Below are 17,780 nucleotides of genomic sequence, written 5' to 3' on the forward strand. Positions count from 1 at the left end.
GCCTCCGTTTCAGAACTGCAAGTGTTCTGCGCGCACAATCATTGCCATGCCGGAAGCGAGCTGCACCCGAACGCCATCCTTGGTGATTTCAAGAATGGTGGCGTCCATTGCACTTTTGCCTGCTTTAACTTTGATGTTCTGGCCGGGTTGCAAAGTTGAGGTATCAGTGACAGGTTTAGCTCGCGGTGGGCGCGGTGCAGCAGGACGTTCTGCTGATGCGGCACGCGGTGCCTGTGGACGAGGCTTGCGAGGTGCTTCGCCTTCAGCCGCTTTGCGAGGAGCAGGTTTACGAGGACGACGTTCAGCGGTCTCTTCACCGGCTTCGCGTTTCTTCGCTTTTTGCTGATCGCGCTGCGCCTGAACGCGCGCTTTAGCTTCTTCCAGCTGCTTGCGCGCATGTTCAACGTGTTGTTCGTCCAGCACGCCACAGGCGTTGCCATCAAGATCAACACGGATTGCACCCGCTTTAATGCCGTACAGGTAACGCCAGCTTGAGGTATAAAGGCGCAAGGCTGAACGCAGTTGCGTCTTGCTCAGGCTGTTTTCACCCTGAACGCGCTCAACCAGATCCTGGAAGATACCGATTTTAAGCGGACGCGCTTCACCTTCGGCGCTAAAACATTGCGGAAAACGTTCCGCCAAAAAGGCGATCACTTCTTTACTGCTATTCAACTTAGGTTGATTTTCCATGAAATTTCCTGATTACTACGGGTTTGCCGACCAGAGCAGGCATGAACAGGCGACATTATAATGACAACATCGCCAAATGCTATGTGATCCAGTCGATTAGCTGCGTGACAGTTGAATAAATTTTTCGATGTCACTGCCCGCCAGCACTTCACAAAGCCCGTCGGTAAGGGCCACCAGCCCCGCTTCATCCTCACTATCAAAGCGAGAATAAACCGTACTATCAATGTCTAGCACACCGACAACGGTGCCATTCACTTTCAGAGGAATCACGATTTCAGCGTTACTGGCCGCATCACACGCGATATGACCAGGGAACGCATGCACATCCTCAACGAGCTGTACTTTATCCTCTGCAATCGCAGTGCCACAAACCCCTTTGCCCACCGGAATGCGTACGCAGGCAATTTTGCCCTGGAACGGACCCAGCACCAGCGTATTTGGCTCGGTGAGCAAGTAGAATCCTGCCCAGTTCACGCCTTCCAGGCGTTCAAACAGCAGCGCACTGCAATTACCCAGTGCTGCCAGGAAAGAGGTTTCGCCCGCTAACAGTGCACGGACATCGCGATTTAAATCCTCGTAAAAGGCTTTTTTGTTCATTGTTTAACCATAACTCGTCACTGTCGTGAGCTTGTTGTCACTCAGTTGTTAAAATAAGCACTAATAATCCAGCCCCATCAGGTGAATCATTGTGTTAGTTACTATACCCTTAGCAGTCGGTGGTTAAGACTATTCTTGTACCACTCCCTATTGCAGTCAGAATGCTCTGAACAGCATGCCGGTAAACGTAACGAACGATGGGCCACTTGCGTCACCTATGAAAATTCACGCTATCAGCCAGACGTTGCCCCACGCACGTTATCAGCGTTGTCCGCAATGCGATACCCTTTTTTCCTTACCGGATGTGAAATCGCATCAGTCGGCGCATTGCCCGCGCTGTCATGCAAAAATTCAAAGTGGCCGCGATTGGTCAATGACGCGACTCACCGTAATGGCCGTGACCATGATCGTGTTGATGCCCTTCGCCTTCAGCCTCCCGTTGGTGGATATTCGCTTGCTCGGCATGCGCATCAACGCCAGCCTGGTGGAAGGCGTGATCCAGATGGCGCAGCAGGGCAACGTGCTGACGGCCTCGATGGTGGCGTTTTGTACCATTGGTGCACCGGTAACCTTAGTCGCGGGCATCTGCTATTTATGGATTGGCAACGCCCTCGGGATGAACCTGCGTCCGGTGTTGCTGATGCTGGAGAAGCTCAAAGAGTGGGTGATGCTGGATATCTATCTGGTCGGTGTGGCGGTCGCCTCTATAAAGGTGCAGGATTACGCCGCGCTGGAAGTCGGCTATGGCCTGGTGGCCTATATCGCGCTGACGGTGCTGAGCCTGCTGACGCTGATTCATCTCAACGTGGAAGAGCTGTGGGAGCACTATTATCCGCAGGCTGTACCCACCACACCTCCGGAACAGTGGCAGGTGTGTCTGAACTGTCATCAAACCGGCATGCCGGACGATCGCGGACGTTGTACACGTTGTCACACCCCGCTCGATTTCCGTCGTCGCCACAGTTTGCAGAAATCCTGGGCCGCACTGATCGCTTCGATTGTGCTACTGATTCCCGCTAATCTGCTGCCGATTTCAGTAGTTTACGTTAATGGCGCACGCCGTGAAGATACGATCTTCTCCGGCATTCTGGGTCTGGCTTCCGGAAACATCCCGGTGGCGGCGGTGGTATTTATCGCCAGTATCCTGGTGCCGTTTACCAAAGTGTTAGTGATGCTGACTTTGCTGGTCAGCATCCATTTTAAGTGTGAACAGGGCTTAAAAACCCGCATTCGACTGCTGCGTGCCATCACCTGGGTGGGACGCTGGTCGATGCTGGATCTGTTCGTGATTGCGGTCACCATGTCATTGGTGAATCGCGATCAACTGCTGGCTTTTACCATGGGACCTGCCGCCTTCTACTTTGGCGCGGCAGTCATCCTGACCATTATGGCTGTAGAGTGGCTTGATAGCCGCCTGATCTGGGATGCACATGCAACAGGAAACGCCGACTACACCGACTAGCGCGAACCTGCGTAACAAACGCAAGTTTTCGCCGTTCTGGCTATTGCCCATTATTGCCCTGCTGATTGCTGGCTGGCTGTTATGGACCAATTACCAGGAGCGCGGTACCACAATTACCATCAACTTCCAGACTGCGGACGGCATTGTGCCAGGCCGCACGCCTATTCGTTATCAGGGCGTGGAAGTGGGAACGGTGCAAGGTATTGTGCTGAGCGATGATTATCACAGCATCCAGATCAAGGCCAGTATCAAGAGCGATATGCGCGATGCGCTGAAGGACAATACGCAGTTCTGGCTGGTGACGCCGAAAGCCTCGCTGGCAGGTGTTTCTGGACTGGATGCGCTGGTGGGCGGTAACTATATCGGCATGATGCCGGGCGGCGGCAATCCGCGTGAGCACTTCACCGCGCTGGATACCCAACCGAAATATCGCGTTAACACCGGGGAATTGCTGATCCATCTGCACTCTCCCGATTTGGGTTCGCTGAACACCGGGTCGCTGGTCTACTACCGCAAAATCCCGGTGGGACGCGTGTATGACTACAGTATCAACGGTAATACTGATGGCGTCACGGTCGACGTACTAATTGAGCGTCGTTTCGTCAATCTGGTGAAAAAGCAGAGCCGCTTCTGGAACGTGTCCGGCGTAGACGCTGACGTCAGTCTGAGCGGTGCCAAAGTGAAGCTGGAGAGCCTGGCCGCGCTGGTGAATGGGGCGATTGCCTTTGATTCTCCGGAAGAAGGTCAGCAGGCTAACAGCGACGAAAACTATCAGCTCTACCCCGATCTGGCACGCAGCCAGCGTGGCGTGCAGATCAGTCTGGATTTACCGAGCGGCGATAACCTCAAAGCGAATAGCACGCCACTGATGTACCAGGGTCTGGAAGTCGGTACCTTGACCAAACTCAATCTGTTACCGGGCGGCAAAGTCACCGGCGAACTCACCGTGGATCCTTCGGTGACGAGCCTGATGCGCAGCGGTACCCGCATTGAAATGCGGGCGCCCAAACTGAGCCTGACCGACACCAATCTCAGCAGCTTGCTGACCGGTAACACCTTCGAACTGGTACCGGGCGAAGGTCCCGCGCAGGATCACTTTACCGTGCTGCCTGCCAGCGAAACCCTGCTGCAAAAACCGGATGTTCTGACGGTAAAACTCAGCGCGCCGGAAACCTACGGTATTGATGGCGGTCAGCCGGTGATGCTGTACGGCATGAAGATTGGGCAGGTCATTTCGCGTCAACTGGATGAGAATGGCATTAGCTTTGCGGTGGCCATCAATCCGGAATATCGCCATCTGGTGCACGCGGACAGCAAATTCATTGTGAATAGTCGTCTCGACGTGAAGTTTGGTCTCGATGGAATGCAGGTGCTGGGTGCCAGTGCCCGTGAATGGGTAGACGGCGGCATACGTCTGGTGCCGGGTGCGAAAGGCAACCCTTCCGCCCGTTATCCTTTATATGCCGATGCTGAGCGTGCGCAGGAAGGGATTATCGGTGACCAACCGCCAACCACACTGAAACTGACCGCCAACAGCTTGCCAGATGTGCAGGCCGGTTCAGTGGTGCTGTATCGTAAATTCCAGGTGGGTGAAGTGGTGGACGTGGTGCCGCGCGCCGATGCCTTTGAGATTTCCATCCACATTGAGCCGCAATACCGCAAATTGCTGACCAGCGAGAGCGTATTTTGGGCCGAAGGTGGTGCGAAAGTGCAACTTAACGGCAGCGGTTTAACGGTGCAGGCTTCGCCGCTCAACCGTGCGCTGAAAGGGGCGATCAGTTTCGATAACCTCACTGGCGCGCAAGCGGCGAAAGGCGTGAAACGCGTACTCTATGCCTCTGAAACGGCTGCGCGTGCAGTCGGCAGCCAGATCACCTTGCATACCTTTGATGCCAGCAAGCTGGCTGCGGGCATGCCGATTCGTTACCTCGGCATTAATGTCGGCCAGGTTGAATCACTGGCATTGAGTAAAGACAATAATCAGGTGGTGGCGAAAGCGGTGCTTTATCCCGAGTATGTGCAGGACTTTGCGCGTATCGGCAGTCGCTTCTCGGTGGTCTCACCGGAAATTTCGCCAGCGGGTGTTAATCATCTGGAGACCTTGCTGCAGCCTTACCTCAATGTTGATCCCGGCAAAGGGGCTCAGGCACGTACCTTTGAGTTGCAGGAGAGTACCATCACCGATTCGCGTTACCTCAACGGACTCAACATTTATGTTGATGCTACCGAAGCCGGTTCGCTGTCGTTGGGTACCCCGGTGCTGTTCCGTGGGGTAGAAGTGGGGACGGTAACCGGTACCTCGCTGGGCAACATGGCGGATCGCGTACAGATCGCGCTGCGCATCAGCAAGAAGTATCAGCATCTGGTGCGTAATAACTCCGTGTTCTGGCTGGCGTCTGGCTATAACCTCGACTTCGGTCTGATTGGTGGGGTCGTGAAAACCGGTACCTTCCAGCAGTTCATTCGTGGCGGCATTCAATTTGCCACACCGCCGACGGTGCCGCTGGCGCCACAGGCGGGCGCAGATAAACACTTCCTGTTGCAGGATGAAGCGCCGAAAGAGTGGCGCAGTTGGGGAACGGCGATTCCGGATCCCAATTAAGCAATCGGGCAGCCTGCGGGCTGCCCGTTTTATTTGCACGTGTTACACTTCGCGCTAAATTTGATACCCCGGTAAATGTCCGTGTCCGATCGCTTTCCTGAAGATTTCCTTGCGCTGATGCGCACCAGCCTGGCTGACGAAAATGAACTGCAGCGTTTCCTGGCGATTAGCCAGCAGCCGCTGCGCCGCAGCCTGCGCGTCAATACGTTGAAAATCAGTGTGGAGGCGTTTTTAGCACGCACCGCGCATTATGGCTGGCGCTTAACGCCGGTTCCCTGGTGCGCTGAAGGATTCTGGATCGAGCGGGAAGATGAGACATTGCCGCTGGGCAGTGTGGCCGAGCACCTGAGCGGTTTGTTCTACATTCAGGAAGCCAGCTCAATGCTGCCGGTCACCGCGTTGTTTGATGCCGCGCCAGAAGCACGCAAGGTGATGGATGTGGCCGCTGCACCCGGTTCCAAAACCACGCAAATGGCCGCGTTGATGCGCAACGAAGGCGCGATCCTCGCCAATGAATATTCAGCCAGCCGTGTAAAAGTGTTGCATGCCAATATCAGCCGCTGTGGCGTCAGCAATGTGGCGCTGACGCACTTTGATGGTCGTGTGTTTGGTGCCGCCCTACCTGAGCAGTTTGATGCCATCCTGCTGGATGCGCCCTGCTCCGGCGAAGGTGTGGTGCGTAAAGATGCCGACGCCCTGCGTAACTGGACACTGGCCAGCACTGAAGAGATTGCCGCAACTCAGCGTGACCTGCTCGACAGTGCGTTTCATGCCTTACAGCCAGGCGGCACGTTAATTTATTCCACCTGTACACTGAACCAGATTGAAAATCAGCAGGTCATCGCCTGGCTGCAGCAGCGCTATCCCGATGCAGTAGAAATCGTGCCGTTGCGCGACCTGTTTGACGGTGCCGAGCGTGCATTGACGCCGGAAGGCTTCCTGCATGTCTTCCCACAGATTTTCGACAGTGAAGGCTTCTTTGTCGCACGCCTGCGCAAAACGGCCAGCATCCCGGCGCTGCCCGCGCCCACCTATAAAGTGGGTAAACTGCCCTTCTCGCCTGCCAGCCGCAAGCTGGTTGCTGAAGTGCAACAGGCGGCTGCTAAGGTGGGGATTGAGTGGGATGAGCAGCATTCGTTGTGGCAGCGTGATAAAGAACTGTGGCTGTTCCCGGCTGCGCTGGAAAACTGGCTCGGCAGAGTGCGGTTCTCCCGCATCGGTCTGAAGCTGGCAGAGACCTTCCCGAAAGGCTATCGCTGGCAACATGAAGCGGTGGTTGCCCTGACTATACCGGGCAGCGCACTGGATTTCGAATTGACGGAAACGGAAGCAGAAAGCTGGTATCGCGGCCAGGATATTCATCCTGAAACCGCACCAACTCGCGATGAAGTGATTGTCACCTATCAGCAGCAGCCATTGGGTTTAGCCAAGAAAGTCAGTAACCGCATCAAAAACAGCTATCCACGCGACCTGGTGCGCGACGGGCGTTTGTTCCGTTAACTCTATTGAAGCTGAACCAGCGTTAAGCGATTACCGAACACTGCGCCGGTGTCGATGTAATGCTGGTTCGCCACATTGAGCGGCTGTTCCAGTGGCGTGTGGCCGAAATAGAAATCGCTCGCACCGTCAATACTGGCGGAAGCGCCACGATGATGGCGGCCGAGACGATCGCGGCTCCACACCACCTGATGCCAGTCCACGTCCTGACCCAACTCATAATGGCTGGCTGGATAGTCGGCATGGGCGATCACCACCACGCGGTCGGCTAACTCCAGGTGCAAAATCAGCGGCAGATCGGCACAGCGTTTCAGCGCATGGCGCGCCGCAATTAAATCCGCCCCTTTTAATTGCCAGAACCAGTCACCGCCGTTCATCATCCACAGCATAGGGTCTTGCCCTTCCAGCGCCGACAACGCCATCTGTTCATGATTACCGCGCACACAGCGAAACCATGGCTCCTGCAACAGCTGTAAGCAGCCGGGGCTGTCGGGACCGCGATCGATCAAATCCCCTACCGACAGCAGCAGGTCTCGCTCTTTGTCGAAGTCATGCAGAATGAGCTGCGAGTCCAGTTGAGCGCGGCAACCGTGCAAATCGCCCACCACCCAAATGTTACGCCACGTTTTGGCACTCACCGTTTGGTAAAACATGTAATCTTTCCCGGTTGACTGGAAGTTTAGTGAACCCGGCATAAAGTATAGTCCGGTGAGATGAAGCCAGGGGAGGGAGCAGCGTGAGCAGCCGTAAACAATTTATCGGTGTACTGGTGTTTATATTTCTCGGCAGCCTGTTGTTGCTGGAATCGCTGGCGCGTTTGGTGCATCTGCTGTTTGTGGGCTAATCGCTGTTTCCTGTCGCGCTAAACACCTAAACTCCTTTCGATTCACATAAAGGAGCCAACATGAGCCAGAACATTTACGATAACCCCACCTTCTTTGCCGGTTATGCTACTTTACCCCGCTCGGTGGAAGGATTGGATGGCGCACCTGAGTGGCCAGCATTGCGAGCGATGCTGCCCGATCTGAAGGACTTGCGCGTCGTTGATTTAGGCTGTGGATACGGCTGGTTTTGCCGTTACGCGCAGCAGCATGGTGCCCGCGAAGTCCTGGGGATTGATGTCTCAGAAAAGATGCTGGCACAAGCGGCTGCCATGACTTCTTCACCGAACATTCGCTATCAACGTGCGGATTTAGAAACTCTACAGCTCGATGAAGCCTATGATCTTGCCTATAGCTCACTGGCGTTGCATTACCTGAGCAATATCGACCCTTTGCTGACCACCTTATTCTATACACTAAAGCCCGGTGGCATGCTGGTCTTCTCATGCGAACATCCCATATATACCGCTCCGCTTCAGCAGCAGTGGATTGTGGATGATCAACAGCAACGCAGTTGGCCGATCAATCATTATCAACAGGAAGGTGAGCGCATCAGTAATTGGTTTGCTGATGGCGTGAAGAAGCAGCACCGTAAATTAGCCAGTTGGATAAATGCGTTGATTAGTGCCGGATTCGAGATTGTGCATCTTGATGAATGGGGGCCTGCCGATGAGCAGGTGAAGCGGAATCCGGGCTTAGAAGAAGAGCGCGACCGTCCGATGATGTTTTTATTGTCTGCCAGATAACCTCAATAAATTTCAAAAGCGGCTGCGTCCTGCAGCCCTGATGAAAGTCCCGTCCGGCGCTTATCTCCGGCGCTCATTAAAGGCGTTAGCTCTGTGCGGGACGGCGATCACTTTATCAATCCAGACAATTCCGAACAAGTTAAATGATATTAACTATCATTCTCATCATTGCTTTTTTACGCTTCGCTTACATTAGTGATGTTTATTTAAGCTTTCTTCCTTCCTGCCGATAACGTCCTATCCTCTTTCCTTCTTTATGAGAATATGAAAACGCTTTCTGTTATCACACTTATGCTGTTGCTTGTCAGCATGCCCACTCACGCCAAAAAGCATGTTGAACTGATCGAGCAAGGCAATTACATCAACAGCGAAGGACAATCGATTCATCGTCCCGCACATACGCAAAATAATGATGTTCCCGATGGCGCAACCGCTCGGTGTCGCGATGGGTCATACAGTTTCAGCACCCATCACCGCGGGACCTGTTCTCGCCATGGTGGCGTTGCGGAATGGCTGGCATCTTAAGCCACACGCAATAAGCAGCATGTGCCAGGCTTAAAGGACACTATTTTCTTAAGGAGTGAGCAATGAAAGACTATTATAAAATCGATCTGGAGCTTTTTATGCAAAATAACGAGGACTTGATTCGCGAAATAAAAAGCAAAGCGCCGGTTTATGCGGATGAGTTGGGATTAGAGCTGGTGCAGTATATTAACAGTGAAGTGAAACGAGCCCATCTGGATTATATCGAAAGCCTCGGCGTGCGCGATCCTTATGAATATTACGTCTCGCAACATGAAGAAGATCGTCACCTGGCTGACACGCTAATTGCTCAGCATCGTGCCGCTTTACACCACACTGCTTAACCAACTGATTTGCCACACAAGCCGTGTGGCAAACGGTGCTCTTTAATGCGAGAGAAAGAATATCGCCAGCAGGAAAAATACCCATAATCCGGCAAAGGTCGCAAAGCCGACACGAGGCGTTTTCGTCCGACCGACTACCACACCGATAAAGATGCTTAGTAGCGTTAAGGTGCCAATCATTACCCAGAGAAGATATTGCGCATTTGCCATGAAGGATCCTTATTAATCGGCAATAAAAACAGTGCGCACTCTTATACCATTTTTCACGCTAACTGGCTGCTGTTAAATGTCCGCATCTTTCGTGCTGGCTTGAATTCATTACGCCGTTGGGTGACTGCAACGCACGGCTTTTAATTGTTCCAGCTGATTTAACCGCGTCGAGGCATGCTTGTTGGCGCTAGCCTTCGCGATACCGTTGCCGATGCCAAAGTCGCCAATAAAACCAATCACCGTCAGCGCATCAAACTCGCCGGTTGTGTCAATCTGCTGCTGCACACTGTGGGATTTCGCAATTTCCTGATCCAGTGCCGCACAATTGTAGGTTTGCGCTTCTTCATCACTGACTTTGGGTGATTGCGGGTATTGCTTCAGGGCGCAGCCACTGAGCAGCAGGATAGTGGTGAACAGTACAGCAGGTTTGAACATCTCAAGACTCTCGTTTGGGCTGGCAGGGTTGGCGTATTGCTGAGAGGAAATGTAGCACGTGAAGCGAGGCGCGATTGGGTGAATAACTGGGCAGATTGCGGGTATTTTGTGCAAAGATTAGGTAAGGATTGCGGGAGCGGAATTTGATTTGGATATAAGGATTTCGGACAAATTAGGGCGAGGACATTTCATTATCTAAATCAATCATATAAAAAGGACTCAATAATATTATAACTTCTATTTTACAGCCACTTAGGCTGGTAAGTGGCCATGAAACTTTCTGGTCATTAATCACTCAACAGCTTGCAACTCATCAGCAATCCCTAAATCTCGCTGTGGAAACTCAACTAATCCTACCCCGTCAAAAAATGATTGCCTACATTTAGCAGCATACTCTTCTGATGGGTCGTCAAGTAGAGATTTAACAACTTTAAATAATTCACATGTTGGAACTAATAATGTACCGTTAGCTTTGGCGGCTAAGTGACATTTTTCTGTAAAAGCATCACCTCTGTCCCTCGGTTCAATCATGCGATATCCATTTCCAAATAAAACCCCTTTTGCAGGAGCATCCACTTCTTCCCTTATCAAGTCTTCATTAACATTCATCGAAAGTTGCCTTAACTTTTCTACGTTAATAGCTTTATTATCTTTTCCTTCGGCTTCGCCAATGAGACGACCTTGGTCTGTACTAAATACGGCATCAAACTCAGATTCAGAATTATGAAATGGTTGAGCTGCGAAACCTAAAATTTCAAGCGATCTCAATATACATTTTTCGAGTGGTTTTCCTTTCTCATACAATAACCCACGCAAGCTATTAACTTCACTTAACTTATTAATAACAAGCTGTTTCTTTGCTAATACCCTCGCGAGTTCCTCTTCAATAGATATAAGTTCAGAAGTTATAACTTTCTCATCCTCAAATTGATAAAACTCACGCTTTGCCCAATCAGGCTCAGGGGTTATTTCACCAGAGTTATGAGCTATTTTATCAATATCAACAATTGATTGTAAAAATCTTCGTCTAAACTGATTACCTTCCTCTGTCCAGTAGACATTTCCCTCGTCGTCCTCTTCAGTAACAAACTTCTGATTCTCGAAATCGATTTCTGGAAGAAATATAAGTGAACCATTTGTAGTATGGTTTTTTAGTATAGCTCCGACGCATTTATCACCAACTTTAGTAGTAAGTATTGGAGTAAAACCATTTAAATCGAGAACAACATTGTAAGAAGCCAAGCTTGAAAAATCATTCCAAAACGATGATATTACTTCTGAATTTTTAGGTGTTAACTTAATTTCTTTACCCTGAGAAACTGTCGCCTTCATGTCACAAGGAAAAATTTTATAGTTTGTAAAAAGCGTGACAAGTCTGGTTGTTTTCTGATTTCTCCCTGTGCCCGAGTAAGTCTTTTCACCAGTAGCAATGTAAAACTCTTCTTTCTTTGTTAGAAAACATATGACTGTTTTACCATGTTTCACTGCCTCGCCAATTTCCCTACACCAATGAGAGCACTGTTGTCTTACTTTGGCAGAATTGTAGTCTGTGAAACAATGTTTCCCTTGATATGTGTCAGCACCAGTATAAAACCCCCAAAGCGTAGGTGAAATTAAAATTATATCCCAATCTAACAGTGAAGCGGATGAATTAATATTAATACATTCAATCTCTTCAAGTTCAAGATCAATACCTATGGATAGGATTTTTTTCTTACTCATTGAAAACTCCATTTCTTTATATAAGGATTAGTGCTCACCTTTAAAAACTTAGTTGAATTGGCATTTTAAAAAATCACCACATACATTTAGCAAGCCACTTTATATCTTATGATTTAATGTACAGATTACTTTTCTTGATATTGTCACTTCGTCATCGCCACAGTTGAAATTTCCCCCTTTAATAGTAAAACTGATTTTATGACTTGGTAAAAGGGTAATGTTATATAACTCGAATTCACCACCAACTCCTAAAAGCCAGCACTCATTACTGATCTCGCTAGCGCGCATTTCGATAACCCAAGCACAGTTGTGGCTAGATAAAAAATCGGTCTGTGAATCTCTATGAGAAATAAAAATTCAAGTTTATCTCCCACAAACCAGCATTTTTTAAGGCAACTGCAACCAAATTCTTACACTGAATAAAATTACTTTCTAACCCACTTGCTAACAGTGCCTGATGATATTTAAAACAACTCATAGAGTTTTTTTTGCAGCATAAATCGGTAGTTATCAAGGATTCGCCGCAGCACCGGCTTACTGCCATTCGCCATGACTTCATCGTAAACATCCTTGCCACTTACACTTGCCACAGCATTGACAAAATCTGGTTTTTCAAGTTCTACAGTTACTAGCCAATTAAAGTCCGCGCCGGTATGAAGAGAGCACTGGACGATAACGTTGCCCGGAACCTGTCCACGCGCCAACTAACTAGCAACATTGCTCTTAGCTATTTCAAGTCGGTCGCTGAGTTGCTTCTGCATGGTGAAGCCATAATCTGACAGATTACGTTCGAGAACATCTCACGCAATAGCATTTCAAGACGCATTATTCTCACCGCTAAGCGCTAAACTATGCTCAAAGTTAAAGAATAGCCATCTAGAGTATTAACACACCACGCGTAACACCTTAAAACACACTAAACTACCAAGAGATACTGCGTTATGTATACTGAAAATGCAAACATCCAACACGCATTTGGCATAGTGTCATCTAAATAATTCAATGCCAATGTCGATGCAATTCTAATGCCTGATAACAGCGAGGCGGTTCCCGTGACGCATGAATCTGCATGAAAAGCGATGCATATAGTGGGCAGGCTTGGTGGGGATATCATTGCGCGCTGAGATAACCTCATGTTCACGTGACATTAAATCCTATTGATACAGGCACATGTAATGCGCTAATCTTAGCTCGCCCACAGTTAGATTTTGTGTCATGTTTCGTGACAAGTGATAACAACGTTGGAGCCAACGCTGCTCTAATGGCGTCAAAGAGGTACAGGGGGAAACGCTAAGTTGCTCCCAATATCGCATAAGAGTAACTGTGGGCACTTAATATAGGTCAAGATGATGTCATCTTTAGAAAGCCTCAAGAAACTTAAAAACTTAAAAGATGTTGCTACGTTTTTGGGATGTAAGCCGAAAGCCCTTTCATACCTACTTTTTTTTGATGAAAATAAATATCGAACCTTTGAAATTAAGAAAAAGAGTGGCGGCTCCAGAAAGATACTGGCGCCCAATGACAAGTTAAAGGCCATTCAAAAAATATTATCCAATGTTTTGTATGATTGCTATGCCGAAATTTACCCAACAAAAAAATATTCTGTTATATCCCATGGCTATGTTAGGAAAGAAAAAAATCAAATAAATAAAGAAAACAATCATACGAAAGATCAGAACCTTTCTTACGGCACAATTACAAACTCCATACCTCATAAGAATAAGCACAATGTATTAAATATTGACCTAGCCGACTATTTCAGCTCCTTTAACCTTGGGAGAGTAAGAGGGTTCTTTATAAAAAACGAAAGTTTTAAACTTTCTACGGAATGCGCAACGGTACTTGCACAAATTGCATGTTATGAAAATGAACTACCTCAAGGCAGCCCTTGCTCGCCAATAATAGCCAACTTAATTTCGCGCAGTTTAGACGTTAAGTTAGCAGGTCTTGCCAAAGAAAACAGCGCCACTTATACACGCTATGTTGATGACATTACCATATCTACAAATAAGAAAGTTTTCCCAACAAAAATTGCTGGTGTTATTGATAATAAGGTGACACTTGGGAAATCACTCCAAAGAATCGTTATTAAGAGCGGTTTCACGATAAACCCTCCAAAAAGCAGGTTGCAATTCAGCGATTCACGGCAAGAAGTTACCGGATTAATAGTAAACAAATTTGTGAATGTACCATCTAATTACAGGCATACATTAAGACCAATGGTGCATTCACTTTTCAAAAACAATACATATACATATATGAATGATGAAGGCGATAATGTTAAAGGCAGCATAGATAGACTAAATGGGATGCTGAGCTATATACATTACATCAGAAGCAACACTATCAATAAAGGAAAGTACGTTAGGGATGACAAAGGCGGAATAAGACTAGATGGTTCAGACCAATTATATGCTGACTTTCTTTTTTATAAATACTTTGCAAACAACACTAGGCCAGTGCTCATCTGCGAAGGAAAAACTGATGTTATCTATTTGAAGTCAACTTTAAAAGCACTCGCTGATAACTACCCAAGTTTAATAGAAAAAGATGGAAGTAAAACCCACCTAAAAATCCAGATACTTCCTGCGAGTAAAACCATACAGAATTTACTTGGTTTGCTATCAGGTGCTGATGATTTAAAGAAATTCATGGAAACCTATGAAGCTAGATTTTCAAAATACGCTAAGCCTAGCGCATTACATCCTGTAATTGTTTTAGTAGACAATGATGAAGGACCTCGAAATATAAATAGCAAAATAAAAAACAAATATAAAGTCATCCCAAGCCCAGGCACTCCTGTGAAAGTTTGGGGGAATTTATTATATGTGCAGACCCCAGAAATTGTAGGCATGAAAAACACCGCAATTGAAGATTTCTTTTCCAGTGAAATTAGAAAAATAAAAGTCGAGGGCAGAACTTTTTCTCCTCAAACAGAAACCGAGACAATTGCCCATTATGGTAAGAGAGTATTCGCTGAGGACGTTATTTCTAAAAAAAGAAAAATACTGAATTTTGATTCCTTCAAACCAATTCTAGATTTACTTGTCTCATCTATAGATCTGCACAATTTAAAAAAATGACACATTTAGGTGTCATCTATTATCAGGATTGAAAGGTATAGACCTTGAATGCGATAATTTCTTCGCCGATCCAATCATTAACTTCTCTAATCCGCTCCTCCAACGCTGTCAGTTCATTGCGCACAAACACCTGCGCCGCCTTCACTGCATCCCCGAACCCGCCCGCGCTGTCCGAAATAATCCTCCTCATCTGCGGCGTAACGCGGTGCGCACTCAAAAGATCGTCACGACCCCCCTTCTTAATGTTGAAAAAGTTATCACGCGTTGCCACTTCGCTGAGCGGCAAAATTTTGATGCCGTCCGGCTTGCTGTTCGGTGCGTACACAAACAGGTTGCATATGTTGCCGATCCCTTTCTTGCCGCACATCGCCTGACGCATGCGCTCGATATCGCTGTTGCGCTGCGTCAGCCATATACAGGATGTATCCGGCGTGCGCCCCATTCTTGTAATACTTGTGGCGCAACACCGTTGCCGCCTCGTTTAACCAAGCGGAATTAAGCCCGTTGGGTGTACCTCTAAGCGTGTTTAATCAAGGGCTGGATAATCGCCGCGTGCGCAAGCGGGCGTGGTGTCTTAGGGGGAGCGTGATGCGCGTTAACGGCACACTACCGGCAGGCATCGAAAGCCGCGTTGCGGCTGATGTAGGGGCGCGCCCGCGCTGGTGGACTGACTCGCGAAGCACACATCCGGAGGGAAACCGATGCGAGTCCGATTCTACGTGATTGCTCTGCCTGACAACGTTATCCGGCTGCACAGTCGTCCCGCCTTCGCCAGAGATTATCTGTATTGGTTGTCCGTGCACTCGGGCAAGGAGATGGCGCGCAACATCGTGAAGATGCTGCGTGCAAGCCAGCAGCAACACATCAAGTGTCAGCAATTATCGGACGCTACGCCGTTTAAGCCGCGTATAGAGCAGCCGATACGCGACAACAAAGGCCGGGTAAGCGCGAGATGTTCGCTAAGCTGCGCACGGCAAAGTATATGAAATCGCGTGTGACCTCAGATGATGCGGTGCACTGGTCATTCCCCAATGGCGTGGTGATCGAGTACGAACCGGCAAGCGGTGGGCTGACGGCCAGCCGTATTAAGACCGCAACTGTCAGTGCGGCCGTGCAGGTGCTGCTTGATTCCCCGCTGGTTTAGTGCACAAAGGTACTTTGAACCGCACAGCTCAACATTACCGGTGGCGGCACGATGAAAGGCAATATTACACACACATGCGGCAATCTCAGTTCAAACGGCAAAGTGCTGCACCTACAAAAACATCCGGGCGACAGCGGCGGCCAGACGGGGGCACCGATATGACAGCAGCAAAGTACACCGGTTTGAACCGCAACACCGGCGCGGCGCTGAGTGACATCGAGCACACCCGGCAGTAGGTACGCGACATCCTGCTGACGCCGCTCGGCTTGCAAGTGATGCTTTGCTGCTTCACCACGCAGCTCGATTTGAGATGCTGCTATCGGACGTTGAATATCAGTCAATGCAAGAGGGTGAAACGGAAACCGGCTAATTAGACTTTAATTTGCAAACTGCGATTTGCTTACTCAACATTAGCCTTCATCACCCTACTCTTCCCGTAAGGATTTAAACATGATGCATTGCCCGCTTTGCCAAACAGCTGCGCACGCCAAGAGCAGCCGTTATGTTTCCAAAGAAACCAAAGAACGTTACCACCAGTGCCAAAATATCAATTGTAGCTGCACTTTTAAAATACTTTAATCCGTCGCAGGAATTATTGTCTCGCCCGGCCAGATTAACCAAGTTCCACTCTACTCTAATCAACAACATCGGCCTTCCCTACTTCACTAATCTAGCCAGCGATGCGGGCATTAGTATTAACAGCGCAAAAAATTGATGCCCCAATTTATTCACTTTTTCTCTGTAAACCATTTACAAATTTAGTTGTCGCAAATGCCAAAATGAAGATTGAAATCAATAGTTGAATAGTTACCATTCCCCTAGCACCTCGAGAGCTAGCCATGATGTCCCCAAATGTAGTTGTCGTTGAAATCCCCACACTGTAAAAGAAAAAGTCCATCAAAGTGATATCAGGCCTTTTACTGTTTACTAAAAAACTCTCGGCTTTTAATTGTAGTTCCGTTCTCTTTCTATCATTATCATCGATTTCTTTCCTGATCTTATTCTTTACGGAATCTTTTTCTTGAATTTTCTTCCAAACTTCTAAGTCGTTGAACTCAGCGCGATGCTCGAAAGCATAATCATTAGCTTCTTTAATTTTTATGGCAATCTTCAAATTCAACTCTGCTATAGCAACCTCCCTTTGGGGTTCATGTTTATTTTCAACCAATAATGACATCAACTCCTTTTTCAAATTATTAGCAGAGTCATTAATATATTGATTATAATTGACAGATGATAGGGCTTCATTCTGCTTTAGCAGAATATTTTCCTCTAATGAAACCTTGGATAATTCATTATGTAATCTTAAATCACGCAAGATTATTTCATTGTGACTTGATACCAAATTATCGCTTTCGTTGTAGATGTTTGACTGAGAAAAATATCTTCCATCGTGTATTTCAGGATTTACGCCATAGGCAATTCTTGATGCATTTTCTCTAGGAGTAGAGTTCAAATAGTCATTTTTAACAAATGAGTCTGGGTAATAAAACCAGAAAGACCAGTACAAAAATGTAAAAGAAAATATCATTATTGAAAAATAAAACAAGGGGTGTCTAAATACTTTCATATTAATTATCCTTTTAAATCAAGCAGTCCAAAAAAGTCACAAGTTCGGTTACGCGTAGATGCTATTTAAGTGCAATTTACATATTCGGCAAGAATCGCCTAAACGTTAGAGGTTGTTTTCAAAAAAATATTCAATACTGTTTTTACATGGGTCTTCCCCGATCATGGTGGGAGACTCAGAACGCCATATTCAGTTTCCCGTAGTGGAACATCACTCCCAGCTTAAAGCGCTCCCGGTTTCGGTATCCCCTGGCTTTTATCCTCAGCAGCCTGATC

15 protein-coding genes and 5 pseudogenes are annotated in these 17,780 nt (G+C 48.1%); 10 read left to right on the top strand and 10 right to left on the bottom strand.

From position 1 onward, the window contains the following. Positions 1 to 9 precede the first annotated feature (9 nt). Together proQ and FD737_RS12735 are read right to left on the bottom strand one after the other, a co-directional pair. On the bottom strand, positions 10 to 690 hold the full coding sequence (proQ, locus tag FD737_RS12730) for an RNA chaperone ProQ (protein ID WP_034828699.1): 681 nt from the start codon (positions 688 to 690) through the stop codon (positions 10 to 12). 96 nt (positions 691 to 786) lie between these two features. Further along, complete coding sequence (locus tag FD737_RS12735; protein ID WP_038646557.1) at positions 787 to 1,287, bottom strand: GAF domain-containing protein; 501 nt, start codon at positions 1,285 to 1,287, stop codon at positions 787 to 789. Positions 1,288 to 1,504: 217 nt separating this feature from the next. Here FD737_RS12735 and yebS point away from each other — a divergent pair, with 217 nt between their 5' ends. The 3 genes from yebS (at position 1,505) to rsmF (ending at position 6,851) form a co-directional block, all read left to right on the top strand. Beyond that, entirely contained in the window at positions 1,505 to 2,749 is a 1,245-nt protein-coding gene (gene yebS / locus FD737_RS12740; RefSeq protein WP_097116874.1) for a membrane integrity lipid transport subunit YebS, read from the top strand. Beyond that, positions 2,718 to 5,351, top strand: coding sequence for a PqiB family protein (locus tag FD737_RS12745; RefSeq protein ID WP_097116873.1), 2,634 nt, complete (start codon positions 2,718 to 2,720; stop codon positions 5,349 to 5,351). Before yebS ends, FD737_RS12745 begins: the two co-directional genes overlap by 32 nt. A gap of 75 nt (positions 5,352 to 5,426) precedes the next feature. Beyond that, positions 5,427 to 6,851 carry a 16S rRNA (cytosine(1407)-C(5))-methyltransferase RsmF gene (rsmF, locus tag FD737_RS12750; RefSeq protein ID WP_160833639.1) on the top strand — a complete coding sequence of 475 codons (1,425 nt, stop codon included), beginning with the start codon at positions 5,427 to 5,429 and terminating at the stop codon, positions 6,849 to 6,851. Between the two features lie 2 nt (positions 6,852 to 6,853). On the opposite strand, the gene FD737_RS12755 is transcribed toward rsmF, so the two are convergent. Then, on the bottom strand, positions 6,854 to 7,501 hold the full coding sequence (locus FD737_RS12755; RefSeq protein WP_034828689.1) for a metallophosphoesterase: 648 nt from the start codon (positions 7,499 to 7,501) through the stop codon (positions 6,854 to 6,856). 251 nt (positions 7,502 to 7,752) lie between these two features. On the opposite strand from FD737_RS12755, the gene FD737_RS12760 reads away from it, so the two are divergent. The 3 genes from FD737_RS12760 (at position 7,753) to FD737_RS12770 (ending at position 9,341) form a co-directional block, all read left to right on the top strand. After that, positions 7,753 to 8,475 carry a bifunctional 2-polyprenyl-6-hydroxyphenol methylase/3-demethylubiquinol 3-O-methyltransferase UbiG gene (locus FD737_RS12760; protein ID WP_160833640.1) on the top strand — a complete coding sequence of 241 codons (723 nt, stop codon included), beginning with the start codon at positions 7,753 to 7,755 and terminating at the stop codon, positions 8,473 to 8,475. Positions 8,476 to 8,766: 291 nt separating this feature from the next. Continuing rightward, positions 8,767 to 9,000 (top strand): DUF3761 domain-containing protein, encoded by a 234-nt coding sequence (locus FD737_RS12765; RefSeq protein WP_255492020.1) that lies wholly within the window; start codon positions 8,767 to 8,769, stop codon positions 8,998 to 9,000. A 62-nt stretch (positions 9,001 to 9,062) separates the two neighbouring features. Next, positions 9,063 to 9,341, top strand: a complete 279-nt coding sequence (locus tag FD737_RS12770; protein WP_160833642.1) for a DUF6388 family protein — start codon at positions 9,063 to 9,065, stop codon at positions 9,339 to 9,341. A 42-nt stretch (positions 9,342 to 9,383) separates the two neighbouring features. Here FD737_RS12770 and FD737_RS23725 read toward each other — a convergent pair whose 3' ends face one another. The 5 genes and pseudogenes from FD737_RS23725 to FD737_RS12790 all read right to left on the bottom strand — a co-directional run. Continuing rightward, a complete protein-coding gene (locus tag FD737_RS23725) occupies positions 9,384 to 9,551 on the bottom strand; it encodes a hypothetical protein (protein WP_166932300.1) in 168 nt (55 codons plus the stop codon). A 108-nt stretch (positions 9,552 to 9,659) separates the two neighbouring features. Next, positions 9,660 to 9,986, bottom strand: coding sequence for a hypothetical protein (locus FD737_RS12775; protein ID WP_097116868.1), 327 nt, complete (start codon positions 9,984 to 9,986; stop codon positions 9,660 to 9,662). A gap of 291 nt (positions 9,987 to 10,277) precedes the next feature. Continuing rightward, complete coding sequence (locus FD737_RS12780) at positions 10,278 to 11,708, bottom strand: hypothetical protein (protein WP_160833643.1); 1,431 nt, start codon at positions 11,706 to 11,708, stop codon at positions 10,278 to 10,280. A gap of 99 nt (positions 11,709 to 11,807) precedes the next feature. After that, positions 11,808 to 12,065 carry a hypothetical protein gene (locus tag FD737_RS24160; RefSeq protein ID WP_160833648.1) on the bottom strand — a complete coding sequence of 86 codons (258 nt, stop codon included), beginning with the start codon at positions 12,063 to 12,065 and terminating at the stop codon, positions 11,808 to 11,810. A gap of 107 nt (positions 12,066 to 12,172) precedes the next feature. Beyond that, positions 12,173 to 12,496, bottom strand: a pseudogene (locus FD737_RS12790) (helix-turn-helix domain-containing protein); the annotation flags it as partial. A gap of 561 nt (positions 12,497 to 13,057) precedes the next feature. Between FD737_RS12790 and FD737_RS12800 the strand changes: the two are divergent. After that, the gene (locus FD737_RS12800; protein WP_160833645.1) at positions 13,058 to 14,791 is read left to right on the top strand and encodes a retron Ec67 family RNA-directed DNA polymerase/endonuclease; all 1,734 of its coding nucleotides are present in this window, start codon (positions 13,058 to 13,060) and stop codon (positions 14,789 to 14,791) included. Between the two features lie 22 nt (positions 14,792 to 14,813). Here FD737_RS12800 and FD737_RS12805 read toward each other — a convergent pair. Next, a pseudogene (locus tag FD737_RS12805) lies at positions 14,814 to 15,297 on the bottom strand (Presumed portal vertex protein); the annotation flags it as partial. Here FD737_RS12805 and FD737_RS23900 point away from each other — a divergent pair. The 3 pseudogenes from FD737_RS23900 to FD737_RS24165 all read left to right on the top strand — a co-directional run. Then, a pseudogene (locus FD737_RS23900) lies at positions 15,294 to 15,376 on the top strand (lysozyme); the annotation flags it as partial. The pseudogenes FD737_RS12805 and FD737_RS23900 overlap by 4 nt on opposite strands. 415 nt (positions 15,377 to 15,791) lie before the next feature. Beyond that, positions 15,792 to 16,097 (top strand): annotated as a pseudogene (locus tag FD737_RS12815) (phage baseplate assembly protein V); the annotation flags it as partial. A gap of 288 nt (positions 16,098 to 16,385) precedes the next feature. After that, positions 16,386 to 16,604 (top strand): annotated as a pseudogene (locus FD737_RS24165) (ogr/Delta-like zinc finger family protein). 55 nt (positions 16,605 to 16,659) lie between these two features. Here the strand turns inward: FD737_RS24165 and FD737_RS12825 are convergent. Then, entirely contained in the window at positions 16,660 to 17,505 is an 846-nt protein-coding gene (locus FD737_RS12825; protein ID WP_160833646.1) for an ion channel, read from the bottom strand. Positions 17,506 to 17,780 lie beyond the last annotated feature (275 nt).

This window comes from Pantoea sp. Seng, from assembly GCF_009829935.1.
GTDB classification, from domain to species: domain Bacteria; phylum Pseudomonadota; class Gammaproteobacteria; order Enterobacterales; family Enterobacteriaceae; genus Pantoea; species Pantoea communis.